Here is a 24338-nt window from a genome sequence, read left to right as displayed (position 1 = left end):
CAAAACCTCAGTCACGCAACTGCTCCACCTCAATCCCCAACCGCCGATAATCCTCGACACTCCCCGACGCCACATGCCGTTCGGTGATCAGCGTGTGCAAGCGCTCGCACGGCGCGACCACAAACGGCTCCACCGCGCCGAGCTTGTCCGCCGTGGTCACGGCAATCACCCGCGCCGCGCAGTCGAGCAGCGCCTGCTTGACCGGCACTTCGTCGAAATGCAGCGAGGTGATGCCCACCTCAGGATGAATCGCGCAGACCCCGGTGATCGCCAGATCCGCCTTGATCCCCGACAGCAGACGCAACGCCTCGTGACCGCCAGCCGACATGGTTTTCGGATTGAGCTGCCCACCCGCCAGAATCACCTTGATGCCCGGATATTCTGACAACGCGATCGCCGTCATCGGCGACGCCGTGACCGCCGTGAGGTTGATATCCCTGGGCAACGAGCGCGCCACCTGCAAAGAGGTGGAACCGGAGTCGAACATCACCGTTTGCCCGTTCCTGACCTGCTGCGCCGCCAACTGCGCCAGGCGGATTTTCACCTCGTCGATCTCGTCCAGCCGGGTGAAGTAATCCTTGCCGGTGTCCTTGGGCCGCGGCAGCGCGCCGCCGTGCACTCGCTGCACCAGTCCGGCGTTGTCCAGCTCGGCGAGATCGCGGCGGATAGTGTCTTCAGACACCGCAAAGTGCTGGCTCAACTCGGACGCCATGACCTTGCCGTCACGTTCGAGGATCAGAAGGATTTTCTGCCGGCGCAGGGAGGGAAGCTCGGAAGCGGAATGATCGTGCATGGTTTTGCCTGTTTGTGCTTTTAATTGCAGGTTTTCGCGAGCTTAGCCAAGCAAACCGGCAAACACAACGCCGGTATCAATGGCTTCGATCATTGGAATCACAAAGCCGAATTTTTTCTTTCGACCCGCCCCCGGCAGAATGGCCCCACTTTCAAAAGGACCAGGATGAACACCCCATGAACCTCAATTTCGCTTTCGCCTGCATGGTCGTCGTGTCGTTTGCCATTGCCCTCGGCCACGCTTGATTCACACCGACGCCGCCAAGTGTTCGCGCAACCATCTGTGCGCTGGATCACGATGGGATCGTTCGCCCCAGAACATCGCCATCTCGTAGCCCGGCACCTCCAGCGGCGCAGTGACCACTTGCAGTGCAGGGTTGTCACGCACCAGGCGTGACGGCAGCATCGCCACCAGATCAGTGCTGGCGAGCACCGACATCACCAACAGAAAGTGCGGCACCGACAGCACGACTTTTCTCGACAGGCCCACTTCGGCCAGCGCCTTGTCCGTCACCCCGAAAAAGCCCCCGCCCTCGCGCGACACCATGACGTGTTCCAGCGCGCAGAACTGTTCGCGAGTCGGTCTGGCGTTCAGGCCCGGATGCCCGACTCGTCCGGCCAACACATAACGCTCGGTGAACAGCCGGCGCTGATACAACTCCAGTGGCGCGTCTTCGGTGATGTGCAATGCCAGATCGAACACCCCCTGCTCCGCCTGCTTGACCATTTCTCTGGGCATCAGGTCGATCACCGCCAGCCGTGTGCCCGGTGCCTGCCTGCGCAAACCGTTCAGGCCCGGCAGGACAATGGTCGACCCGCCGTAGTCCGTTGCCGCGATTTTCCAGGTATTCGTCGCTTGCGCCGGGTCGAACGGCCTGGCCGGCGCCACCGCTCGTTCCAGCGCCTCCAGTGCGTCCCGCAACGGCTCGCGCAGCTCATCCGCCCGCGCCGTCGGACGCATGCCTCGTGGGCCGGGCAGCAACAGCGGATCGCCGAAGATGTCCCGCAACTTGGCCAGATGCACGCTTACCGACGGCTGCGACAGGTTCAGCCGCTGGGCGGCACGGGTGACGTTGTGCTCCGCGAGCAACACATCGAGGGTCAGCAGCAGGTTGATATCCAGCCGTCTCAAATTATTCATGGCTATACCAGACATATCAGACATTCATTTCCAATATACCCGGCAAACGTCGATCCTGCTGTCACACAGCAACGGAGCTTCAACATGAATGTACTTCTGGTCTATGCCCATCCCGAAGCGACCTCACTCAACGGCTCGCTCAAAGACTTCACCGTCCAGCGCCTGCAAGCCGCCGGCCATACCGTGCAGGTCTCCGACCTCTATGCGATGAACTGGAAAACCACCCTCGACGCCGACGACAGTCCCGGTCGCGACACGACCCGGCCGTTTCACGCCTCCCTCGATTCGAAACTTGCTTTCGAGCAGGGCCGACAAGCCGCCGACATCGCCCGCGAGCAGGAAAAACTGCAATGGGCCGACGCACTGATCCTGCAATTCCCGCTGTGGTGGTTCTCCATGCCGGCGATTCTCAAGGGCTGGGTCGAGCGCGTGTATGCCTACGGATTTGCCTACGGCGTGGGCGAGCATTCCGATGCTCGCTGGGGCGACCGCTACGGTGAAGGCCACCTGAAAGGCAAGCGGGCCATGCTGATGGTCACCACCGGAGGCTGGGAATCACACTACAGCCCGCGCGGGATCAACGGCCCGATCGACGACGTGCTGTTCCCCATCCAGCACGGAATCCTCTACTACCCTGGCTTTGACGTGATGCCGCCCTTCGTGGTGTACCGCACCAGCCGGATGGATGAAGCCCGGTTTGCCCAGACCTGTGAGGCGCTGGGCACGCGGCTCGATGAACTGTGGAGCACGCGGCCGATCGCGTATCGGCAGCAGAATGGCGGTGATTACGAGATTCCGTCGCTGACCTTAAAGGACGACATTGCGCCAGGCAGCGAGGGCTTCGCCGCCCACCTCAAATGACACAGGGGGGCTTATGCCCCCTGTTTTCATTCCGCCACCACCCGCGCCTTGCGCACGAACAACGCATGCACCTTGTCCCAGAAATTGCCGCCCAGCACGAAAAAGCTGCCGACGAACATCAAGTCGCCCAGCGCCTGCATCTGCCAGAGGTTGGGCCGCACGCCGGGGAAGAAGTTGTCGAAATAAGGTTCCAGGAAGGACGACAGCAGCGGCAGGCAGAACATCACCACGCCGATCTTGTGGCGCATCGGGCTGACTTCGGCCACCGGGGTCGGAATCACGCCGGAAATATAGTGGCCGATCGTGCGCTTGAGTTCGGCGAACCCGGCCTTGCCCATGACCGCGATCACCAGCAGCAACAGCACTTTATTGCTGATGAACAGCACCCCGGTCAGCGCCGCGACTTTCGAGCCCGGCACGTCGAGGGCGGCGGCAATCGGCACCATCAGCCACGAACCGAGCATCAGGCAGATGATTGCCACGCCGACCTTGAAACGCCAACTGGCGCTGGTGGGGGCAAGCGGTTCTTGAGCAGTGTCCATGGCTTCCTACCTTTTTATCCGGGGCGGGGTTCGGTGGCGTTCGCATGAAAAAGCGTAGCAGCTGATTGCTTCGAACAACCCGCAATCTGCGGTCTATGCTCCAGTGACATTTCCCGCTGGGGCCTCCCGGTATGCCTGCAACGCCAGCCCTGCTGATCCGTCCCGGCCACCTGCTGTTGCTCGGTGCGCTGAGCCTTGGCGGCTGCCTGCGGCTGGGCCCGGATTTCCAGCCACCGGCGCAGGACTGGAGCAAGCAGTGGCAAAGTCCGGCGCTCGAGCAGGCCAGCGAACGCGGCACCGTGCCGGATCTGCGCCAGTGGTGGCAGGTGTTTGCCGATCCGATCCTCGACCGTTTGATCAGCGACGCCGAAGCCCGCAACAGCAGCCTGAAAATCGCCGGCCTGCGGGTCCGCGAAGCCCGCGCGCAACTGGGCATCGCCGACAGCGGTCGCTACCCGCAGCTGCAACAGGCCAGCGCCGACAGCCTGTACATCGACCGCCGTCAGTCCGGCGGTAACAACCCGCAGGACTTGCACTTCTGGCAGCACAGCGCCGCATTCGATGTCGGCTGGGAACTGGATTTCTGGGGTCGTTTCAGCCGCGCCATCGAATCCGCCGACGCCAGCTACTTCGCCGCCCAGGCCAACTACGAAGACGCCCTCGTGCTGCTGCGCGCTCAAGTGGCCGACACCTACTTTGCCCTGCGCACCACCGAAGCCCGGCTGCGGGTCGCACGGGAAAATGCCGCCCAGCAAAAACGCAATTTCGAGATCACCGAAAAACTCTTTCGCAGCGGCCAGACCGCCGAACTCGACCTGCAACAGGCCAGAACCCAATACCTCGGCACCCTGAGCAGCATTCCGGCTTTCGAAGACCAGTTGCTGCGCACCCGCAATGCGCTGGCGGTGCTGGTCGGCCAGCCGCCCGGTGGCGCGGCGTTTCTGGCGGAGCAACCGGGGCTGATTCCGCTGGTGGATCGCGCCGTGTTGCAGGATGTCCCAGCCAACCTGCTGCTGCGCCGTCCCGATGTCCGCGCGGCAGAGCTGAACGTTGCCGCGCAATCGGCGCTGGTCGGCGTGGCCGAGACCGATCTGTATCCCTCGCTGACCCTGCTCGGCAGCATCGTCTGGTCCAGCGACACCCTCGGCGCCACCCCGCGCAGCCTCGATCTGATCGGCGGCCCGAGCCTGCGCTGGAACCTGTTCGATTACGGTCGCATTCACAACAACATTCGCGTGCAGGATGCGCGCTTGCAGCAACTGATCGAAGCCTATCGCGACAAGGTCCGCCAGGCTGCCCGCGAGGCCGACGACGCCGCCAGCGGCCTGACCAAAGCGCTGGAGCGCGAACGCATTCTCGGCGAGGCCGAAGGCGCGGCGCGGCGTTCGCTGGTGCTGGCCAATACCCAATATCGCGAAGGCTATTCGGACTTTCAACGGGTGCTCGACGCCCAGCGCGCGTTGCTGGAGCTACAGGACAACTATCTGGTCAGCCGCAGCAACGCCGTGAGCAACCTGATCGCCCTGTACCGCGCCGTGGGCGGCGGCTGGCAAAGCGCCGGGCCGCAGATTGATTCAGCGACCCGGCAGCAGATGCAGCAACGCACCGACTGGGGCGATCTGCTGAGCGCCCCGCCGCCGCAACCGACCTATCCGATTCCCTCGCAGGTAGACCGCCATGAGTGATGAAGCGCCGCCGGATCCGGCGAAAAAAGGCATCCGCTGGGTGCTGCTGGTGATTGTGCTGAGCCTGGTCTGGTATCTGCTGGCCGACCGTTTTACGCCCTACACCCAGCAAGCGCGGGTCGGCGCGTTCGTGATCCCGGTGGCGGCGGAAGTCGCGGGCCGGGTGATCAAGGTCAACGTGCGCAACAATCAGGACGTGCAGGCCGGCGACATCCTTTTCGAACTCGATCCGCAGCCGCTGCAAATTGCTGTCGACCGGGCCCGCGCCGATCTGGAAAACACCCGGCGCACGGTCGGCGCCAGCACCGCGGGCATCGCTTCGGCACAGGCGTCGTTGCGGGCCGCGCAAGCCAATGAACTCAAAACGCGCCAGGACAATCGACGGCTGGAAGGCTTGTACAAAGAAGATCCGGGCACGGTTTCGGTTCGGCTGCTGGAAGTGTCCCGGGCCAATCACGAGGCCGCTGTCAGCCAGGTCGCCGCCGCTCGGGCCGAAGTACTGCGCGCCCAGGAGCAGGAAGGCGGCAACACCGACACCAACGCCAAACTGCTCAGCGCCGCCGCCACGCTGGCCAAGGCCGAACTGGATCTGGCCAACACCCGCATTCGTGCGCGTTCGGCGGGCCTGATCACCGACCTGCGTACCGATGTCGGCCAGTTCGCCGCTGCCGGCAGCCCGGTGATGACGCTGATCACGATCCAGGACGTGTGGGTCAGCGCCGACCTCACCGAAAACAATCTCGGCCGAATCAAGCCCGGCACGCCAGTATCGATCATCCTCGACGCCCTGCCCGGCGAAGTGCTCGATGGCCGGGTGCGCAGCGTCGGTTATGGCGTCAGCGTCGGCCAGACGCCGCCGCCCGGCACCCTGCCGACAATCCAGAACAGCCGCGACTGGCTGCGTCCGGCCCAGCGTTTTCCGGTGATCATCGAGTTCAGCGAAGAGGCGAAAAAGCGCCTGTTCGAGAGCCGTTCGATTCGCGCCGGCGGGCAGGCGGAAGTCATGGCGTTTCCGAGCGAGGGCAATCTGCTCAATCCACTCGGGCGGATGTTTGTCTGGTTGATGAGCTGGCTATCGTATGCCTACTGAACGCAGCGTTCCGGCGCAACGTGCCTTGCGCCTGGCCTGCGGCACGGCGTTGTGCACCGCCGCCAGTTACGGCCTCGCCTTGCCGCTGTCGTTTTTGTCGCCGGTGCTCGCGGTGTTGCTGCTGGCCAGCATGCCTCAACCGTTGCCAGTCAAAATGGCGCTGGTGCTGACATTGGTCGCCGCATTCACAACCAGTCTCGGGCTGTTGCTGGTGCCGTTGCTGCGTTATTACCCGGTGTGCGGCGTGCTGCTGATCGGTGTCGGACTGTTTCTGGTGTTCACCTACGGCTTGCGCGGCGGCAACGTGCTGATCATGACGTTTCTGGTGATCGGCATGACCATGATCTCCGCCGCCGGCTTCGCCTCATTCGAGCTGGCCATGGCGGTGATCGGCGCGCTGGTCAAAGGCCTGTTGCTGGCCGTCATCATCGTCGGCTTGAGCCACGTCCTGTTCCCGGAACCGGCCAACAGCCCCGCGCCACCACCCGCTCCCGCCCTGCCCGCCGAAGACGTGCCTCGCGTAGCGATGCGCGCAACATTGATCGTGCTGCCGACCTTCCTGCTGGTGCTGATCGACCCGGCCAGCTACCTGCCGATCATCCTCAAAGCCGTCAGCCTCGGCCAGCAGAGCACCACGACTCGCACCCACCATGCCGGGCGCGAACTGCTCGGCTCAACCTTGCTCGGCGGACTGCTGGCGGTGCTGTTCTGGTGCGCGTTGAGCCTGTTCGTGCACTTGTGGATGTTCTTTCTTTGGATGCTGCTGTTCGGGCTGTTTCTGGCGCGCAAACTCTATCGGCTGCACCCGACGCAACTCACCCCGGGGTTCTGGCTCAACACCCTGATCACCATGATCATCCTGCTCGGTCAGTCCGTTGAGGACAGCGCGGCGGGCAAGGACGTCTACACCGCCTTCGCGGTGCGCATGGGGTTGTTCATTCTGGTGACGCTCTACAGCGGCGTGATGATGCACCTGCTCGTCGCGCACCGGGAAAACCGTCAGGGCGTGACCTGATAACCCCGCCCTTGCAGGCAACCGGTGTAGGCGCTTGAACTGGCTGAAGCATCGGTCCGCCGCTGCTCACGCCGATCCTGCCGCTGCCGCGCACCACCGACCACCGCACCGGCGGCAGCCGTCTCTTTGGCTCGGTTCTGGCGATAATCCTGCTTGCGGTCATCGTCCACGGCTTCATAGAACTCGTCGTGCTGACGCCCGCGCACTTCAGCGGCAGTAGCGCCGGCAGCGGCACCCACGGCAGCGCCCTTCAACCGACCGCCGGCCTGGGGTGTCGACGTGGTTGAGGTGGACGCGATGGAATGGCAATCGTTGATGTCGATCTGGGTTTGCTGGGAAGTCTGACCCTTGAGCGGGACGACGGATTCAGCACTGGCCTGTGTGGCGCACAGGCACGCTGCGATGAAGAGTGAGAAGCGGAACATGATGACCTCCGACGCGGCGGGGTTTGCCTGGGGGGCGGGGTAATCTGGGAGTGTAGTTCACGGGGCGCAAAGCCCGTGTTCAAACGTCTTCCCGCACCCGCCGAACCTGCACCAGCAACGCCGGCGCGAAGTGCAGTACCACCATTCGCGCCAGATGGTGAGTGAGGATAAACACCACATTCAGCCCGCCGGCGAACGCCACGATTGCGATGGTTTCGATTGCTCCTGGCATGTACGCGAGCCACAGCGACAACGCATCGCTGCCCAGCAACCGCGCGGCCGCCAATGCAAAAACCGCCGCCACCAGAATCATCAAACCGACCGATACCAGCGCCGTGCGGCCGTGACGTCCCAGCTCCGCGAGGCCAAGCCCTTGGAATCGCGAACCAATCCGCACACCGAGAATCAGCGCCGCCAGATTCAAACTCCAGTCCGGCATGTGAAAGCCCTGCAGCCATCCTGATTTCACGAACGCGGCGGTGATGATGATTGCCGTCAACATGAACGGCGCCGGCACGCCAACGGCCAGCAGCAAACGCCCGACCACCACGCTCAAACCGATCACTGCCAGCACGGTCAATGCCATGCCCGTCGACAGCGGATCAACTTCGGTCGCCGCAGCCGGTGCTGCTCCGGGAATCAGCAAACTCACCAGCAGCGTGATCAGCAGCAGCCGCATCAAGTGCACGATGATCACCTTGCTCGACGCCTGATGCGATTCCAGCAAATCGAACACCGCTGCCAGCGCGCCCGGATACACCGCCAGCAAGGCATCCGTTCGATTCCACCCCGCACCGCGCGACAGCCACCAGGCGGCCAGCGCCACTTGCACTGCCAGGCACAGCAGCAACACGCCGAGGCTCGGCAACATCGTCGATACCGTCGCACTGTCCCACGCTTCGAACATCAACCCGGTGGCGATACCCAGCGTGACCTGAATGTAGCCCAAGCCATAGGGCGTCGCTGGCGCGAATTTGAATTTGGTGACGACCAGTGCCGTCACGAGAATAGAGCCCAACAGCAAACCGTGGGGCACGCCTTCGAACTGCAACAGTGCGCCGAAGCCGGCAGCAATCAACAAACACAGAATGGATTTCATGGTCGCCTTCCTGGCTATTCAAGTGAGTCAGGCGCGCAACCGTCCAATCGCCCGCCGATACTTTTCGATCCGCTCCAGATCCTCCCAACTCGGCGAGGCAATCCGCGACAGGTCGCTGTTCTCTTCCAGATCCGCCAGTTTCACCACCCGCCCGATCGGGTTCTGCGCCGCGCGCTCGACAAAGTCCTCGTAGGATTCACCGGGCACTTTGGTCACCGATTCGATGGCGGACAAAACCGCTTCGCTGAAGCCTTCCTTGCGCAAATCCTCCAGGCTGATGCCGCAGTCCTCGACCACATCGTGCAGCACCGCGACGATGCGCTCTTCCAGGCTGCTCATGCGCAACATGACCTTCAGCGGATGCAAAATATACGGCGCCCCCCCCTTGTCCACCTGCCCCGCGTGGGCCGTGGCGGCAATGGCGATGGCGCGTTCCAGTGTCTGAGTCATGGGCTTTTCCTCGGGTCAGACGCCGTACCGGCCGCCAATATAGAAGTGACGCTTGAACCAGCGCCCAATCGCCTGCAAACGCCCGGCTGGCTGCGCCGGCTCGGCGTACCGCTGAAGGATCAGCGAGACCAGATCAGCCTGACTCTCCCCCGAACGCGCGTCCAGCAACTCGGCTACCCAGGCACATCCGGCCTTCTTCAAATGCTCACGCCATTCACCGGGCCAACCATCCAGCTCATGCAGCGCCAGCCACCGCGCACCGCCCTGCTCGCCATGCCCGCCGCCAATCGATTGCTCGAAGCAGAATGGGGTTGCCGGACGGGACAGGTCGATGCTGAAGATGTAAATGTCTTGAGTTTTGTGCTGCGGCGTGGGGGCGTTGTTGCGGCTGCCGATTTGAATCATGCGCGGTTCCGTCCGTGGGAGAGGCGTTACAACTTGTTTCGCAGTCTACGACGTGGTGCTGGTGGGGGGAACCTTTGGCGATGAGCCGGGACGTGGCAAGTGAAAAGTTTGAATGGGTAGTCCGGGGATTTTGTTTCAGTCGCCCACAAAAAAGGGACACCGCTGGGTGTCCCTTTTTGCGTTTGGATTCAGGTTGATGGATCAGCGTTTCATGGCTTCACACTGGTTGCGCAGATCCCCGTCGCCGATGCTCGCACAGCTGCTGCCCTGCTTCGCTTCACAGAAGGAGCGTTTGTCACGATCCTGGATACTCGCGCATGAACCGCCTTTCTCCCCTTCGCAAGCGGTGCGAAGATCGTAATTATCGATCGAGGCACAACTACTGCCTTTCTTGGCGTCGCAATAGGCGCGCTGGTCACGATCCTGGATACCCGCGCATGAACCACCCTTCTCCGCTTGGCAGGCCGTGCGCAAATCGTAATTGTCGATGGAATAACAACTGCTACCTTCCTCCATGGCCTGGCAATAATTGCGTTTGTCTGGGTCAGTGATGCTGGCACAACTGGCGGAAACGTAACCGCTGAACAGCAACAACATCGCAAGAATCAGTTTCATCTCACACTTCCTTGAGCTTGCCGGGAAACAGCCTGGCACTGGGTAAAGCAATCAAAACCAGATCAGCGTTTCATGGCCTCACACCGCGCACGCAAATCATGGTTGTCGATATTCCCGCAACTGCTGCCGCCCGTCGTGGCATTGCAATAGGCACGCTGGTCGTGGTCGTCGATGTTGCCGCAGGAACTGCCACCCTGCTCCGCATTGCACCGCGCACGCAGGTCATGATCATCGATGTTGCCGCAGCTGCTGCCGCTCTTTTTGGCATTGCAGTAGGCACGCTGGTCGTGGTCGTCGATGTTGCCGCAGGAACTGCCGCCCTGCTCCGCGTTACAAGCCGCCCGCAGATCGTGATTGTCGATGTTGCCGCAACTGCTGCCGCTCTCCCTTGCATTGCAATAGGCGCGCTGATCGTGGTCATCAATGTTGCCGCAACTGGCAAAGCTGTAGCCGCTGAACATCAATAACATTGCGAGTAATAGTCTCATCACACACTTCCTTGGTTGACCAGGAACCAGCCTGGCACTGCTTGAGCCGATGAATGAGCGTCGCGACACGCCATCAAATTGACATCGGTTTTGGGGAAAGTTCCGGGGGTGGAATGTGTGATGAGTTTTTTGATCTGAAAACGCCGTAGGAAATTGCTCCGCGTGGTGAGGGAGCTTGTTCTTGCGGGGCTGCGAAGCGGGCCGAAATCTGGCAAGTCGTTTTCCCCTTTTGCTCCGCAGCCCTTGATTTACGCCGGTTGCGCCGCCGAACGCGAGCGAACTCTCTGGCCAGACGTGGTGATTTCACGTCCTACAGGCTGATTGCGACGGTGGGAATCGGTGCCTAGAGTGGGTCTGTCGCTGAACGAATTTGGCGATAGGGTTTCGCAGCCCTAAGGAAAATTGACTAACACCGTCAAACTACAATTCTGGCAAAATTCGCCGGCATTACGTTTTACGGCAGTTGTGTGCGGGAGACTTACGGGTCTGCCGGGTTTGGTCTCTTCCTCGGTCTGCGAACCCGCACACATCTGCCACCCACTTTGTTTCGCAGCAGAAAGGTGGCTCATCTTTACCAAGAGACCTTTCCATATGACGATCAAAACACCGCTCCACCGCCACGCGAAGATGTCCCATCCCGCTACCGACCACCCTGTCCTGCTCATCGACGCCGACACCACACTGAGCGATCTTCACGCCTGCCTTAGGGAACGGCTCGATGCTGTTCTGAAATACTTGGATCTGATGGCCTGCATACATCTCCCCGACCACGCCGAGCATGACATCAACACCGTCAGCACCATCGCCAGAATCTTGATTCAGGACGTGAGTGACGTGTTTCGGGTTATAGAGCAACGAGGATTTTGATGTTCTTGCCTGGAAGCTGAAGGACTTACACAATTAAACTTTTCAACTTTTATGCCCGTTTTAAGCCTTGCCAAGTACATGGCGCTTGAAAAGAAAGGACAAGCACCAATCGGAATAATCACAATTAGTGAAAGTTATTAAAACCTGTCATTTATTACAGGTGACAATATCTCTCACCTAAAACACAATCACTCCACAGAAATATGCATTCTGGAAATCACGCCCATTTCGAAACTGGAGATTGAAAATGACATACCCACTGAATGGAAACTATGATGGCGGAAGCGGAAACATATACCGCCTTGTGATTGAAAACTTCAACGAATCAACCGGTTGGTGCAGCGGCTACTTCCACGACGCTCAGACAAACAAGTGGGAAAAAGTGACAGGCCACTACCACTTTTACGGGGAAGGTCAAGATGAGACAGTACTTCAATTCAATACTTCACATGGTTCCTGGAGATGGGAAGCGGACTACGTCGGCGGCGCGCCATCCTTTAACAATTGGACTGCCACTCTAAATGGTGCTGGTTATGCTCAAATGGATTTTATCAAAGAGTCAAACACGCCACAAAGGGTAACGGCAGCGGAGCTAAATCGGGGCGAATAAGCAAGTCAGAACCTAGAAAAATTCGGACCGCCAGCCCATTAATCATAAAAAATCAATCAAAGCCATCCCCTGGCGTAATAGGTATGGCTTTGAATAAAACCGACAACAATAGAGCTTGCATAACGCGAAGCGAATCATCAAAAATTCGCCGGCGTATTCGCACTAATAATCTCCGCCTCATCCGCCCCAATATTCCGGAACTTGTGCGGCAGCGTCGTCGGAAAGTAATACCCATCCCCCGCACTCAACACGCTCACCTGCCCATCCACCGTCAACTCCACGGTGCCACGGGTCACCAACCCACACTCCTCACCTTCCGAGTGAACAATCGGCTCTTCCCCGGAGCTCGCGCCCGGTGCGTATTGCTCGCGCAGCAAGCGCATCTGGCGGCTGGGGACCGAGGCGCCGATCAGGAGCAGGCGCAGGCCGTGGCGGCCGAGGTCGGGTTGTTCGTTGGCGCGGAAGACGTATTGGTGTTCGCGGGGGGGCTGGTCGAAGGTGAAGAAGTCGGCCAGGGACATCGGGATGCCTTCGAGCAGCTTTTTCAGTGAGCTGACGGAAGGACTGACACGATTCTGTTCGATCAGGGAGATGGTGGCATTGGTCACGCCGCTACGCCGGGCCAGCTCGCGCTGGGAGAGTTTGTAGCTTTCGCGTACTAGTTTGAGTCGAGAACCCGTATCCATGACAGCCTTATGTGAGAACGACTTAAGGGCGATGGGGGTGGGTGGCGGGTGCCGCGCAAGGCGCGCGGATCACGTTGCTCCCGTGTCCCGGAACCGTGAAAGGCGGCTATTAAATCACGTTTGTCGGTGTTGCTCAGCAGGTTCGATGGACGGTGGGTAAAAAGTCCTTCTTGCCTTGGTAATACGGTCACTGTGGGAGCGGGCTTGCTCGCGAAAGCGGTGTGTCAGCCGACATGAGTATTGGCTGATATGGTCTCTTCGCGAGCAAGCCCGCACACAGTTTGAGCTTGGGTGTCAGAAAAAACCGGCGGCGCCTGTGCGGGACCGCCGCCGGGGAGGTAAATCAAATGCCGAAACGGTCGCGCAGCGAGTAATACACGGCGCCGAGGGCGGTCAGTGGCGCGGAGAAGGTGCGGCCGCCGATCATCGGCATGTGTGGCAGGGAGGCGAAGGCGTCGAAGCGTTCGGCGTCACCGCGGATCATTTCCGAGATCAGTTTGCCGGCCAGGTGCGAGCACGTGACGCCGTGGCCGCTGTAGCCCTGCATGTAGTAGGCGTTTTTCTCGATGCGGCCGAATTGCGGCATGCGTGACATGGTCAACAGGAAATTGCCGGTCCAGCGGTAGTCGATTTTCACGTCCTTGAGCTGCGGGAAGGTCTTGAGGATCTTCGGGCGGATCAGGGTTTCGATGTCGTCCGGTTCACGGGCGCCGTAGACCACGCCGCCGCCATAAAGCAGACGGTTGTCGGCGGTCAGGCGGTAGTAGTCGAGCAGGTAGTTGCAGTCTTCGACGCAGTAGTTGTTGGTGATCAGGCTGCGGGCCTGTTTCTCGGTCAACGGTTCGGTGACGCAGATCTGCGAGCCGCACGGCATGCTCTTGGCGGTCACGCGGTTGTCGAGGCCTTGCGGCAGGTAGGCGTTGCCGGCGATCAGCAGGTACTTGGCGCGGACCTGGCCTTTGGCGGTGCGCACGACGTTGGGTTCGCCGTACTTGATTTCCACCGCAGCGGACTGTTCGTAGATCTTGCCGCCCAGACGCACGATGGCGGCGGCTTCACCGAGGGCCAGGTTCAGCGGGTGGATGTGACCGCCCTGCATGTCCAGCAAACCGCCGACGTAGGCGTCCGAGCCGACTTCGCGACGAATGTCCGCAGCGTCGAGCATCTTCAGGTTTTTATTGCCGTAACGTTCCCAGCTACGTTTTTGCTCGGCCAAGCCCTTGAGCTGCTTGTTGTTCATCGCCGCGAAAATACCGCCCGGGCGGTAGTCGCACTTGATGTCGTATTCCTTGATGCGCGAACGAATGATGTCGGCGCCTTCGAAGATCATGCTGCCGAGGATTTCGGCGGTCTTGTCGCCGTAGCGCTCTTCGATCACGTCGACGTCGCGGCTGTAGGAGTTGACCAGTTGACCGCCGTTGCGACCGCTGGCGCCGTAGCCGACTTTCGCCGCTTCCAGCACCGTCACCTTGTAGCCGGCTTCGCTCAGGAACAGCGCCGAGGACAGGCCCGTGTAGCCGGCGCCGATGATGCAGACATCGCACTCCACCGACTCTTCAAGCGTCGGGAAGTCGATGACTTCGTTGCGGGTGGCGGCGTAATAACTGTTGACGTGTTGTTGTTTCATTATTGTTCTCCGAGGGACGCCGGAAAAACCGGCGTCCACCGTTGTAAATAGAATTAGAGCTTGATCCAGGTCGCTTTCAGCTCGGTGTACTTGTCGAACGCGTGCAGCGATTTGTCGCGACCGTTGCCCGATTGTTTGAAGCCACCGAACGGTGCGGTCATGTCGCCGCCGTCGTACTGGTTGACCCACACGCTGCCGGCGCGCAGGCCACGGGCGAAGGTATGAGCCTTGCTCAGGTTGCTGGTCCAGACCCCGGCGGCGAGGCCGAAGATGCTGTCGTTGGCGATGTGCAGTGCTTCTTCAACGGTGTCGAAGGTGATCAGCGACAGCACCGGGCCGAAGATTTCTTCCTTGGCGATGGTCATGGCGTTGGTCACGCCGTCAAAAATCGTCGGCTCGATGTAGGTGCCGCCGGTTTCCTCGAGGGTGCGGCGGCCGCCGGCGATCAGCTCGGCGCCCTGCTCCCGACCGATGCTGATGTAGCGCAGCACGTTGTCCAGTTGACGCTGATCGACCACGGCGCCGACGGTGGTCGCCGGATCCAGGGCGTGACCCGGTTTCCACGCTTGCAGCGCTTCGACCAGCAGCGGGATGAATTGCTCGCGGATCGAACGCTCCACCAGCAGGCGCGAGCCGGCGGTGCAGACTTCGCCCTGGTTGAACGCAATGGCGCCGGCCGCCGCTTGTGCTGCCGCGCGCAAGTCCGGTGCGTCGGCAAACACCACGTTCGGGCTCTTGCCCCCAGCTTCGAGCCAGACGCGTTTCATGTTGCTAAGGCCTGCATAAATCATCAGTTGCTTGGCAATCGCGGTGGAACCGGTGAAAGCCAGCACGTCGACGTCCATGTGCAGCGCCAACGCCTTGCCGACGGTGTGGCCGAAGCCTGGCAGGACGTTGAACACGCCTTTCGGAATGCCCGCATCCAGCGCCAGTTGCGCAATGCGGATCGCGGTCAGCGGGGATTTTTCCGAAGGTTTGAGGATGAACGAGTTACCCGCCGCCAGCGCCGGTGCGAATTTCCAGCTGGCCATGATCAGCGGGAAGTTCCACGGCACGATGGCGGCGACCACGCCGGACGGCTCGCGGGTGACCAGGCCGAGTTGATCGTGCGGAGTAGCAGCGACTTCGTCGTAGATCTTGTCGATCGCTTCGGCGCTCCAGCGGATCGCGTTGGCGGTCGCCGGGATGTCGATGCTCATCGAGTCGCTGATCGGCTTGCCCATATCGAGGGTTTCGAGCAGCGCCAGCTCTTCCTGGTGTTGCAGGATCAGGTCGGCGAAGCGGATCAGGATGCGCTTGCGTTCGGCCGGGGCCTTGTTCGCCCACACGCCGGAATTGAAGGATTGGCGCGCGGCTTCAACGGCAAGGTTGGCGTCGGCTTCATCGGTGCTGGCGACGGAGGCCAGGAAACGGCCGTCGACGGGGCTCAGGCATTCGAAGGTTTCGCCGCTGATGGCCGGGCGGTATTCGCCGTTGATGAAGGCACGGGATTCGAGGGTCAGGGACTGGAAGCGTTGTTCCCAGTCGTTGCGGGTCATGGTCATGGGGGGGTGACTCACACATAAGAATTAGTGACCGATATCCCTGTGGGGGCGACGGTGCGACTTGCTCGCGAATACGGCGGGTCAGTCACCTTCAATGTTGAAGGTGATGGCCTCTTCGCGGGCAAGTCGAATCGTCGCACCGTCGCTCCCACAGGGTTTTGCGGTGTTAGCGAGATCGCGCTTGAGCGTCAGACGGTATGCAGATACCAGTTGTACTCAAGGTCAGAGATCGAGTTCTCGAACTCGGCCAGCTCGCTTTCCTTGCACGCGACGAACACGTCGATGTACATGGGGTCGATGTAGCGGGCCATGACTTCGCTGTCGTCCAGCTCACGCAGGGCGTCGCGCAGGTTGTTCGGCAGGCTCTGTTCGTTCTGCTCGTAGCTGTTGCCTTCCACCGGCGCGCCCGGTTCGATCTGGTTGGTCAGGCCGTGGTGAATACCAGCCAGCACCGAAGCCATCAACAGGTACGGGTTGGCGTCGGCACCGGCTACGCGATGCTCGATACGCACGGCGTCGGCGGACCCGGTCGGCACTCGTACCGCAACGGTGCGGTTGTCGATGCCCCAGCTCGGCGAGTTCGGCACGTAGAACTGCGCGCCGAAGCGGCGGTACGAGTTGACGTTCGGGCAGAGGAACGCCATTTGCGCAGGCAGGGTCTCCAGCACACCGCCGATCGCGTGTCGCAGTGCGGCGTTCTGCTCGGGATCCTCGCTGGCGAAGATGTTGTTGCCCTCTTTGTCCAGAATCGAAATGTGCACGTGCAGTCCGTTGCCCGCCTGGCCCGGATACGGCTTGGCCATGAAGGTGGTGTCCATCTCGTGGTCGTAGGCGATGTTCTTCACCAGACGCTTGAGCAGGACGGCGTAGTCGCACGCCTTGATCGGGTCGGACACGTGATGCAGGTTGACTTCGAACTGCGCCGGGGCGCTTTCCTTGACGATGGCGTCGGCAGGAATGCCCTGCTCTTTCGCGCCTTCGAGGATGTCTTGCAGGCAGTCGACGTATTCGTCGAGATCGTCAATCAGATAAACCTGGGTCGAGACTGGACGCTTACCGGACACTGGCGAACGCGGCGATTGCGGACGGCCGTTCACGTTGTCCTGGTCGATCAGGTAGAACTCGAGTTCGAACGCGGCGCAGATGGTCAGGCCCAGTGCGTCGAACTTGCGCACCACGTTGGCCAGCACTTCACGCGGGTCGGCAAAGAACGGCTCGCCTTCCAGCTCGTGCATGGTCATCAGCAGTTGCGCGGTCGGACGCTTCTGCCAGGGCTCGATGCTCAGGGTGCCGGGGATCGGGTAGCAGATGCGGTCGGCGTCGCCGATGTCCAGGCCCAGGCCGGTGCTTTCCACCGTGGAGCCATTGATGTCGAGGGCAAAGAGCGAGGCCGGCAGGTTGATGCCTTTCTCGTAAACCTTGTGAAGACTGGTGCGCTCGATGCGCTTGCCGCGCACCACACCGTTCATGTCTGCAATCAGAAGATCGACGTACAAAACCTCAGGATGTTTCTTAAGGAATGCGTTTGCTTCGTTGAGTTGAACGGCACGCAGAGGGACCGACATGATGCACCTATTTAGCTGTTAATTATTATGTTCACTGCTGTTTCGCGGAGCCAGTCAACCCGAACGGCAAAGTGAAGTCAATAGCGAACACAGGGCCGCTCAGCGTTTATTTTTCGGGCTTTTTTTAACACTCACGTGCCAATGGCGGCGCCAGAGACCCGTGAATCATGAAGATTTGATGAACGGCGTTTAGAATTTTTTACATGGGAGTTGTTAATTAAAATCAACGACGCTAAGCTCCGGAAAAGCTCGTTCAAGTGTCAAACTTCGAGGTGAATAAAAATGGCATTCAAGCCATTGATCGGCGTTACTGCGTGCGTCAAACAGATTGGCCTGCACCCCTATCACATCAGCGGCGACAAGTACGTTCGCGCTGTCAGCGTTGCGGCGCTGGGGTTGCCCGTCGTCATTCCTTCCCTTGGCAAACTGACTGAAATCGAAGACCTGCTGGGTCAGCTCGACGGTCTGTTGCTGACCGGCTCGCCGTCCAATGTGGAACCCTTCCACTATCAGGGCCCGGACAGCGCTCCCGGCACGGATCACGATCCGGCGCGGGATGCCACTACCCTTCCTCTATTACGTGCAGCCATCGCGGCGGGCGTTCCGGTACTCGGCATTTGCCGCGGCTTTCAGGAAATGAACGTGGCGTTCGGCGGCAGCCTGCACCAGAAGGTGCATGAACTGCCGGGCATGCTCGATCACCGCGAAGCCGACAGCCCGGACGTCGCCGTGCAATACGCCCCGGCCCACGCCGTGAAGGTATTGCCGGGTGGCGTGTTCGAAGCGCTGGAGCTGCCGGGTGAATTCCAGGTCAACTCGATTCACAGTCAGGGCATCGACCGCCTCGCGCCCGGCCTGCGCGCCGAAGCCGTGGCGCCGGATGGCCTGATCGAGGCGGTCTCGGTGGAGCACAGCCCGACCTTCGCCCTCGGCGTGCAATGGCACCCGGAATGGCAAGTGCTGGACAACCCGAATTACCTGCGGATTTTCCAGGCGTTCGGCGAGGCCTGCCGCCAGCGTGCGGCGCGACGCAACCAGCGCTGACGCCACCCAACGATTGCAAAACCATTTACTGCCCCCGCGGGGTCGGCGGCTGCGCGCTTGCGCATCCGTCATCCGCGATCAGCAACACACCGCGAAAACAAAAAGCACCACCCGGCAGCCAGGACGGCGGCGCCGAACAACCCGCACGGTGCGGGTCTGCAATCCACTCTTAAGCCAGGCCGCGTTGGCCCGGCGACTGAAACCTGTTGGGAGTTTCACATGGCAAACGCCTCCAGCACTTACAGGAAGGCTCTTGAAGGTCATCAGCAACCGAAAAAGGTTCTGGTGAAAGTCGATCGAGTCACCAAGAAGTTCGATGAAACCACTGCGGTGGACGATGTGTCCCTGGAGATCCATCAGGGTGAAATCTTCGCCCTGCTCGGCGGCTCCGGCTCGGGCAAATCGACCCTGCTGCGCATGCTCGCCGGTTTCGAACGGCCGACTGAAGGACGCATTCTGCTCGACGGTGTCGACATCACCGACATGCCGCCGTACGAGCGGCCGATCAACATGATGTTCCAGTCCTACGCCCTGTTCCCGCACATGACTGTCGCGCAGAACATCGCCTTCGGCCTCAAGCAGGACCGTTTGCCGGCCAGCGAAATCGACGCCCGCGTCGAAGAAATGCTGCGCCTCGTCCACATGACCCAATACGCCAAACGTCGTCCGCATCAACTGTCCGGCGGCCAGCGTCAGCGCGTGGCCCTCGCCCGCTCACTGGCCAAGCGGCCGAAGCTGTTGCTGCTCGACGAACCGATGGGCGCGCTGGATAAAAAACTGCGTTCGCAGATGCAGCTGGAACTGGTGGAAATCATCGAGCGCGTCGGCGTGACCTGCGTGATGGTGACCCACGACCAGGAAGAGGCCATGACCATGGCCGAGCGCATCGCGATCATGCACCTGGGCTGGATCGCCCAGATCGGCAGCCCGGTCGACATCTATGAAGCGCCGGTCAGCCGCATGGTGTGTGAGTTCATCGGCAACGTGAACGCCTTCGACGGCACCGTGGTCGAGGACCTTGAAGGTCACGCGATCATTCACAGCCCGGACTTGCAGCAAAAGATCTACGTCGGTCATGGCGTCAGCACGTCGGTGCAGGACAAGTCGATCACCTACGCGATCCGCCCGGAAAAAATGCTCGTCAGCACGATCAAGCCCGAGACCCGCTACAACTGGTCCGAAGGCAAGGTGCATGACATCGCCTACCTCGGCGGCCATTCGGTGTTCTACGTCGAATTGCCGAGCGGCAAGATCGTCCAGTCGTTCATGGCCAACGCCGAACGCCGTGGCGCGCGGCCGACCTGGGACGACAAGGTCTACGTCTGGTGGGAAGACGACAGCGGCGTGGTACTGCGCTCATGAGAACCTTCAATCAGCAATTCCTGCGCCTGGTGCCCAGCGGGCGAAAGTTCGTCATCGGCATCCCGTTCATCTGGCTGTTCCTGTTCTTCATGCTGCCGTTCTTTTTGGTGATGAAGATCAGCTTCTCGGAAGCCGCGCTGTCGATCCCGCCGTACTCGGAGATTTACACCTACGCCGAACAGAAATTCCAGCTTCTGCTGAACATCGGCAACTACACCCTGCTCGGCGAAGACGAGCTGTACCTGTCGGCCTACCTCGGGTCGTTCAAGGTGGCGTTGCTCAGTACGCTGATGTGTCTGGTGATCGGTTTCCCGATGGCCTACGCGATCACCAAGACCGGCAAGGAAACGCAAAACGTCCTGCTGCTGTTGATCATGATGCCGACCTGGACTGCAATCCTGATCCGCGTTTACGCGTGGATGGGCATCCTCAGCAACAACGGCCTGCTTAACGCGTTCCTGATGTGGACCGGGCTCACCGATCACCCGATCGAGATCCTCAACACCAACACGGCGGTCTATATTGGGGTCGTGTATGCCTACCTGCCATTCATGGTGCTACCGCTCTACGCCAACTTGGTGAAACACGACGGCAGCCTGCTGGAAGCCGCGCAGGATCTGGGTTCGAGCAACTTCAACAACTTCTGGAAAATCACCGTGCCGCTGGCCAAGAACGGCATCATCGCAGGCTGCATGCTGGTGTTCATTCCGGTGGTGGGCGAGTTCGTGATTCCGGAACTGCTGGGCGGCCCGGAGACCCTGATGATCGGTCGCGTGCTGTGGCAAGAGTTCTTCAATAACCGCGACTGGCCGGTGGCGTCCGCGCTGGCGGTGGTGATGCTGTTGATCCTGATTGTGCCGATTCTGCTGTTCAACCGCAGCCAGGCCAAAGAGATGGAGGCACGGGGATGAAACGCTTCGGTTTTGCAAAGTTCATGCTGATCTTCGGCCTGACGTTCATTTATCTGCCGATGCTGATTCTGGTGATCTACTCGTTCAACGCCTCGAAACTGGTAACGGTCTGGGGCGGCTGGTCGGTGAAGTGGTACGTCGGCCTGCTCGACAACACCCAACTGATGGGCTCGGTGGTGCGCTCGCTGGAAATCGCCTGCTACACCGCGATTGCCGCCGTTGCGCTGGGCACCCTCGCCGCTTTCGTGCTGACCCGCGTAACGCGCTTCAAGGGTCGTACGCTGTTCGGTGGTCTGGTCACCGCGCCGCTGGTGATGCCTGAGGTGATTACCGGTCTGTCGCTGTTGCTGCTGTTCGTAGCGATGGCGCAACTGATCGGCTGGCCGCAAGAGCGTGGCATTGTCACCATCTGGATCGCCCACACCACGTTTTGTGCCGCTTATGTGGCGGTGGTAGTCTCCGCCCGTTTGCGCGAGCTGGACCTGTCGATCGAAGAAGCGGCGATGGATCTGGGCGCGAAACCGTTCAAGGTATTTTTCCTGATCACCATCCCGATGATCGCGCCGTCGCTGGCGGCGGGCGGCATGATGTCGTTCGCGCTGTCGCTGGACGATCTGGTGCTGGCGAGCTTCGTGTCCGGCCCGGGTTCCACCACCCTGCCGATGGAAGTGTTCTCGGCCGTGCGTCTGGGCGTTAAGCCCGAGATCAACGCCGTGGCCAGCCTGATTCTGCTGGCAGTGTCGCTGGTGACCTTCCTGGTCTGGTACTTCGGCCGCAAGGCAGAAGCCAACCGCAAGCGGGCGATTCAGGAAGCGATGGATCAGACCGCCAACGAATCGTGGCAGCAACCGCAACCTCAACGAGTGGCAGCGACGGCCTAGGGCCGTCGCGTTTTACGGCTTTGCGCTTTGGCTTAAAAGCTTCTGAATAAAAAGAATGGAGTTTCACCGATGAAAATGTTTGGCAGGACTCTGCTGACACTGTCCTTATTGGGCGCAATCGCCACGGGCGCCCAGGCCAACGACAAGGTGCTGCGCGTTTACAACTGGTCGGATTACATCGCCCCGGACACCGTCAAGAAGTTCGAGGACGAGACCGGCATCCGCGTGACCTACGATGTGTTCGACAGCAACGAAACCCTTGAGGCACGTTTGCTCGCGGGTAAGTCCGGCTACGACATCGTGGTGCCGTCCAACAGTTTCCTGGCCAAGCAGATCAAGGCCGGGGTCTACCAGACTCTGGACAAATCGAAGCTGCCAAACTGGAAAAACCTCAACCCCGTGCTGCTGAAAAACGCCTCCGCCAGTGATCCGGACAACGCCCATGCGTTCCCGTACATGTGGGGCTCGATCGGCATCGGCTTCAACCCGGACAAGGTCAAGGAAGTGCTCGGCAAGAATGCGCCGACCAATTCCTGGGACCTGCTGTTCAAACCGGAGAACGCCGAGAAGTTGAAGGCCTGCGGCATCAGTTTCCTCGACTCGCCGACCGAAATGCTTCCGGCCGCCCTGCACTACCTGGGTTATCCGGTGAACGACAAGGACGTGAAGCACATCGCCGAAGCCGAAGCGCTGTTCATGAAAATCCGGCCGTCGGTGGCGTATTTCCATTCGTCGAAGTACATCTCCGATCTGGCCAACGGCAACATCTGCGTGGCCGTCGGCTACTCGGGTGACGTGCTGCAGGCCAAGGCCCGCGCGGTGGAATCGGGCAACAAGGTCGAGATCGACTACAGCATTCCCAAGGAAGGCGCCGGCAGTTTCTATGACATGGTCGCCATCCCGCGCGATGCCGCCAACGTCGAGAACGCCTACCTGTTCATGAACTTCCTGATGCGCCCGGACATCATCGCCGAAGTCACCAACAGCATCGGCTACAGCAACGCCAACGAAGCCGCGACGCCGCTGGTGGACGAAGCGATCCGCAACGACCCGGGGTCGTACCCGCCGCAAGCGGTGATGGCCACGCTGTATGCGGTGCCGGATCAACCGATTGCCACGCAACGGATCATGACCCGGGGCTGGACCCGCGTGAAACTCGGCAAGTAATTGCACCACCGATGATCGTTCCCACGCTCTGCGTGGGAATGCAGCCCGGGACGCTCCGCGTCCCAAAGCGGACGCAGAGCGTCCATTGAGGCATTCCCACGCGGACGGTTCGACGCCTCGACGTGGGAACGATCAGAGTTACAAGTTTCCGTTCACGCAGCGCCTTACCACCGCTGCCCCCTGCTCTGAACGGCCTCACCTGGCTTCCTCGGTTCAGGTGAATTCAGGCGCCCTCGGGCGCCTTTTTTTGTCGGCTCAGATCAGTGGCCATTCGGCCAGCGAGCGATAACGGCCCTTGTGGGATTCGAACAACGCAAAGCGTTCAGCGCGCAGGAAAAACTCTGGCGCAGTGGCGGATTCCGGTTCCGGCGCCCGATAGTCGCGGGCCAGCGTCAGGTGCGGACGATACTCCCGCGTCGCCTCTTCAAACCCGAATGGCAACATCGCCTGCTCCAGCGCATACACCAGTCGCAGCAATCCCTGCGGCGCCTGCTCCGGCGCCAGCGACAACACCCCGGCACGCCGCCAGACCTGCAACCGATCCAGCGAAATCCTCAGCGCCTCCCCCGGTGTTCGCACCTTCGCCGCCGCCTCGCAGACCTCGCCAATCTGCGCCAACGGCACCGCGCCGAGAAACAGCAACGTCAGGTGGAAATTGTCGGCCGGCACCGGTTTGCCGGTACGCAAACCCAGTTCGCTGCGCCACTGGGCAATCGCCTTGCGCTGTGCCGGCGGGCAGTCCAGTGCGAAGAACAGCCGCTTGACCGGTTGATCCCCGCGCGTTTCGTCCGTCATTGCCCCGCTCCTTCGTTCGTCGAGATCCCTGGATTCTACACGCCCGTTTCTGGCGACTCTCGGCATGGGGGTTATAGTTCAACGATTGCCATCAACCGGAGGACGTCATGCGCGAGATCCTCAGCAAAGAACCCTGGTGGGCCCGACCGCCGAATCCCGGACAGGATGAGAGTGAACTGGAATGGGGCTGGCTGGTGCATTACAGCGAAGGTGAGCCACGTTTCGAATTCGTCCGCGAGCGACCGACGGACGAGCAGATCCGCAACCGCAAAGGCTGCCGGATCACCCCGTCGGCGGAGTGACCCGGCGGCGCGGCATCAAGGCTCGAGAATGTCCTTGAAGCCACCGAAGATCATCCGCTGCCCATCGAACGGCATCGGGTTGACGTCCGGTTGCATGCGCGGGTCCTCCATCATTTTTGCCATGCCGGCGTCGCGGGTGGCCTTGTCCGGCCAGACCAGCCAACCGGCCGATACGACTTCGCCTTCCTTGAGTTTTACGGCCATCGGGAATGAGGTGACCTTGCCGTCCGGCACGTCATCGCCCCAGCCCTGAATCACCTCCAGCGCGCCGTATTCCTTGAACAGCTTCGCGGCGATTTCGCAGTGTTTTTTGTACTGTTCGCGGTTGGCATTCGGCACGGGCGCCACGAAAACATCGATGTAAGCCAT

27 protein-coding genes are annotated in these 24338 nt (G+C 60.8%); 12 read left to right on the top strand and 15 right to left on the bottom strand.

Annotated features, from left to right (window positions below):
* Nucleotides 1-7: 7 nt before the first annotated feature.
* Both CAG25_RS22830 and CAG25_RS22825 read right to left on the bottom strand, forming a co-directional pair.
* Nucleotides 8-793, bottom strand: a complete 786-nt coding sequence (locus CAG25_RS22830; protein ID WP_085613034.1) for a DeoR/GlpR family DNA-binding transcription regulator — start codon at nt 791-793, stop codon at nt 8-10.
* A 246-nt stretch (nt 794-1039) separates the two neighbouring features.
* Nucleotides 1040-1933 (bottom strand): LysR family transcriptional regulator, encoded by an 894-nt coding sequence (locus tag CAG25_RS22825; protein ID WP_178076494.1) that lies wholly within the window; start codon nt 1931-1933, stop codon nt 1040-1042.
* Between the two features lie 84 nt (nt 1934-2017).
* On the opposite strand from CAG25_RS22825, the gene CAG25_RS22820 reads away from it, so the two are divergent.
* Complete coding sequence (locus tag CAG25_RS22820) at nt 2018-2794, top strand: NAD(P)H-dependent oxidoreductase (protein WP_085613032.1); 777 nt, start codon at nt 2018-2020, stop codon at nt 2792-2794.
* Nucleotides 2795-2820: 26 nt separating this feature from the next.
* Here the strand turns inward: CAG25_RS22820 and CAG25_RS22815 are convergent, their stop codons facing one another.
* Nucleotides 2821-3336 carry a transporter suffix domain-containing protein gene (locus CAG25_RS22815; protein ID WP_011333574.1) on the bottom strand — a complete coding sequence of 172 codons (516 nt, stop codon included), beginning with the start codon at nt 3334-3336 and terminating at the stop codon, nt 2821-2823.
* Nucleotides 3337-3467: 131 nt separating this feature from the next.
* Here CAG25_RS22815 and CAG25_RS22810 point away from each other — a divergent pair, with 131 nt between their 5' ends.
* From CAG25_RS22810 to CAG25_RS22800, 3 genes are read left to right on the top strand one after another with little or no spacing between them, the layout of a single operon-like run.
* Nucleotides 3468-5021, top strand: coding sequence for an efflux transporter outer membrane subunit (locus CAG25_RS22810; RefSeq protein WP_085613031.1), 1554 nt, complete (start codon nt 3468-3470; stop codon nt 5019-5021).
* Entirely contained in the window at nt 5014-6111 is a 1098-nt protein-coding gene (locus CAG25_RS22805; protein ID WP_085613030.1) for an HlyD family secretion protein, read from the top strand. The genes CAG25_RS22810 and CAG25_RS22805 overlap by 8 nt, the downstream gene beginning before the upstream one ends.
* Nucleotides 6101-7126, top strand: a complete 1026-nt coding sequence (locus tag CAG25_RS22800; protein WP_085613029.1) for a DUF2955 domain-containing protein — start codon at nt 6101-6103, stop codon at nt 7124-7126. Before CAG25_RS22805 ends, CAG25_RS22800 begins: the two co-directional genes overlap by 11 nt.
* On the opposite strand, the gene CAG25_RS22795 is transcribed toward CAG25_RS22800, so the two are convergent.
* The 6 genes from CAG25_RS22795 to CAG25_RS28725 form a co-directional block, all read right to left on the bottom strand.
* Entirely contained in the window at nt 7111-7551 is a 441-nt protein-coding gene (locus CAG25_RS22795; RefSeq protein ID WP_064595416.1) for a YMGG-like glycine zipper-containing protein, read from the bottom strand. The genes CAG25_RS22800 and CAG25_RS22795 overlap by 16 nt on opposite strands.
* Before the next feature lie 79 nt (nt 7552-7630).
* A complete protein-coding gene (locus tag CAG25_RS22790; protein WP_085613028.1) occupies nt 7631-8650 on the bottom strand; it encodes an AbrB family transcriptional regulator in 1020 nt (339 codons plus the stop codon).
* A gap of 27 nt (nt 8651-8677) precedes the next feature.
* Complete coding sequence (locus CAG25_RS22785) at nt 8678-9100, bottom strand: HD domain-containing protein (RefSeq protein ID WP_064382327.1); 423 nt, start codon at nt 9098-9100, stop codon at nt 8678-8680.
* A 15-nt stretch (nt 9101-9115) separates the two neighbouring features.
* Entirely contained in the window at nt 9116-9505 is a 390-nt protein-coding gene (locus CAG25_RS22780; protein WP_085613027.1) for a hypothetical protein, read from the bottom strand.
* 201 nt (nt 9506-9706) lie between these two features.
* Nucleotides 9707-10120, bottom strand: a complete 414-nt coding sequence (locus CAG25_RS22775) for a hypothetical protein (protein ID WP_007957072.1) — start codon at nt 10118-10120, stop codon at nt 9707-9709.
* 62 nt (nt 10121-10182) lie between these two features.
* Entirely contained in the window at nt 10183-10608 is a 426-nt protein-coding gene (locus CAG25_RS28725) for a hypothetical protein (protein ID WP_085613026.1), read from the bottom strand.
* A 591-nt stretch (nt 10609-11199) separates the two neighbouring features.
* On the opposite strand from CAG25_RS28725, the gene CAG25_RS22765 reads away from it, so the two are divergent.
* The gene (locus CAG25_RS22765) at nt 11200-11475 is read left to right on the top strand and encodes a fructose-bisphosphate aldolase (protein ID WP_085613025.1); all 276 of its coding nucleotides are present in this window, start codon (nt 11200-11202) and stop codon (nt 11473-11475) included.
* A gap of 247 nt (nt 11476-11722) precedes the next feature.
* Nucleotides 11723-12085 carry a hypothetical protein gene (locus tag CAG25_RS28485; RefSeq protein WP_143492976.1) on the top strand — a complete coding sequence of 121 codons (363 nt, stop codon included), beginning with the start codon at nt 11723-11725 and terminating at the stop codon, nt 12083-12085.
* A 137-nt stretch (nt 12086-12222) separates the two neighbouring features.
* Here CAG25_RS28485 and CAG25_RS22760 read toward each other — a convergent pair whose 3' ends face one another.
* From CAG25_RS22760 to CAG25_RS22745, 4 genes are all read right to left on the bottom strand, one after another.
* Nucleotides 12223-12771, bottom strand: a complete 549-nt coding sequence (locus CAG25_RS22760) for a cupin domain-containing protein (protein WP_007957093.1) — start codon at nt 12769-12771, stop codon at nt 12223-12225.
* Between the two features lie 343 nt (nt 12772-13114).
* Nucleotides 13115-14398 (bottom strand): FAD-binding oxidoreductase, encoded by a 1284-nt coding sequence (locus tag CAG25_RS22755; protein WP_085613024.1) that lies wholly within the window; start codon nt 14396-14398, stop codon nt 13115-13117.
* 53 nt (nt 14399-14451) lie between these two features.
* Complete coding sequence (locus CAG25_RS22750; RefSeq protein WP_085613023.1) at nt 14452-15942, bottom strand: aldehyde dehydrogenase; 1491 nt, start codon at nt 15940-15942, stop codon at nt 14452-14454.
* Nucleotides 15943-16130: 188 nt separating this feature from the next.
* Nucleotides 16131-17507, bottom strand: coding sequence for a glutamine synthetase family protein (locus tag CAG25_RS22745; RefSeq protein ID WP_085613022.1), 1377 nt, complete (start codon nt 17505-17507; stop codon nt 16131-16133).
* A gap of 282 nt (nt 17508-17789) precedes the next feature.
* On the opposite strand from CAG25_RS22745, the gene CAG25_RS22740 reads away from it, so the two are divergent.
* From CAG25_RS22740 to CAG25_RS22720, 5 genes are all read left to right on the top strand, one after another.
* Nucleotides 17790-18551, top strand: coding sequence for a gamma-glutamyl-gamma-aminobutyrate hydrolase family protein (locus CAG25_RS22740; RefSeq protein WP_085613021.1), 762 nt, complete (start codon nt 17790-17792; stop codon nt 18549-18551).
* Nucleotides 18552-18770: 219 nt separating this feature from the next.
* A complete protein-coding gene (gene potA / locus CAG25_RS22735; RefSeq protein WP_007957110.1) occupies nt 18771-19913 on the top strand; it encodes a polyamine ABC transporter ATP-binding protein in 1143 nt (380 codons plus the stop codon).
* The gene (locus CAG25_RS22730; RefSeq protein WP_085613020.1) at nt 19910-20824 is read left to right on the top strand and encodes an ABC transporter permease subunit; all 915 of its coding nucleotides are present in this window, start codon (nt 19910-19912) and stop codon (nt 20822-20824) included. The genes potA and CAG25_RS22730 overlap by 4 nt, the downstream gene beginning before the upstream one ends.
* The gene (locus CAG25_RS22725) at nt 20821-21705 is read left to right on the top strand and encodes an ABC transporter permease subunit (protein ID WP_007957119.1); all 885 of its coding nucleotides are present in this window, start codon (nt 20821-20823) and stop codon (nt 21703-21705) included. The genes CAG25_RS22730 and CAG25_RS22725 overlap by 4 nt, the downstream gene beginning before the upstream one ends.
* 69 nt (nt 21706-21774) lie before the next feature.
* Entirely contained in the window at nt 21775-22872 is a 1098-nt protein-coding gene (locus CAG25_RS22720; RefSeq protein ID WP_039770922.1) for a polyamine ABC transporter substrate-binding protein, read from the top strand.
* A 255-nt stretch (nt 22873-23127) separates the two neighbouring features.
* Here CAG25_RS22720 and thpR read toward each other — a convergent pair whose 3' ends face one another.
* Complete coding sequence (thpR, locus tag CAG25_RS22715) at nt 23128-23667, bottom strand: RNA 2',3'-cyclic phosphodiesterase (RefSeq protein ID WP_085613019.1); 540 nt, start codon at nt 23665-23667, stop codon at nt 23128-23130.
* A 107-nt stretch (nt 23668-23774) separates the two neighbouring features.
* On the opposite strand from thpR, the gene CAG25_RS22710 reads away from it, so the two are divergent.
* The gene (locus tag CAG25_RS22710; protein WP_007957125.1) at nt 23775-23969 is read left to right on the top strand and encodes a hypothetical protein; all 195 of its coding nucleotides are present in this window, start codon (nt 23775-23777) and stop codon (nt 23967-23969) included.
* 15 nt (nt 23970-23984) lie between these two features.
* Here CAG25_RS22710 and CAG25_RS22705 read toward each other — a convergent pair whose 3' ends face one another.
* Nucleotides 23985-24338: a DUF1428 domain-containing protein gene (locus CAG25_RS22705; protein WP_064595389.1), complete on the bottom strand. Its 354-nt coding sequence runs from the start codon at nt 24336-24338 to the stop codon at nt 23985-23987.

It is taken from the genome of Pseudomonas sp. B16(2017) (genome assembly GCF_002113205.1).
In the GTDB taxonomy this organism is placed as follows: domain Bacteria; phylum Pseudomonadota; class Gammaproteobacteria; order Pseudomonadales; family Pseudomonadaceae; genus Aquipseudomonas; species Aquipseudomonas pharyngis.
This window is presented reverse-complemented; position numbering and strand designations above follow the sequence as displayed.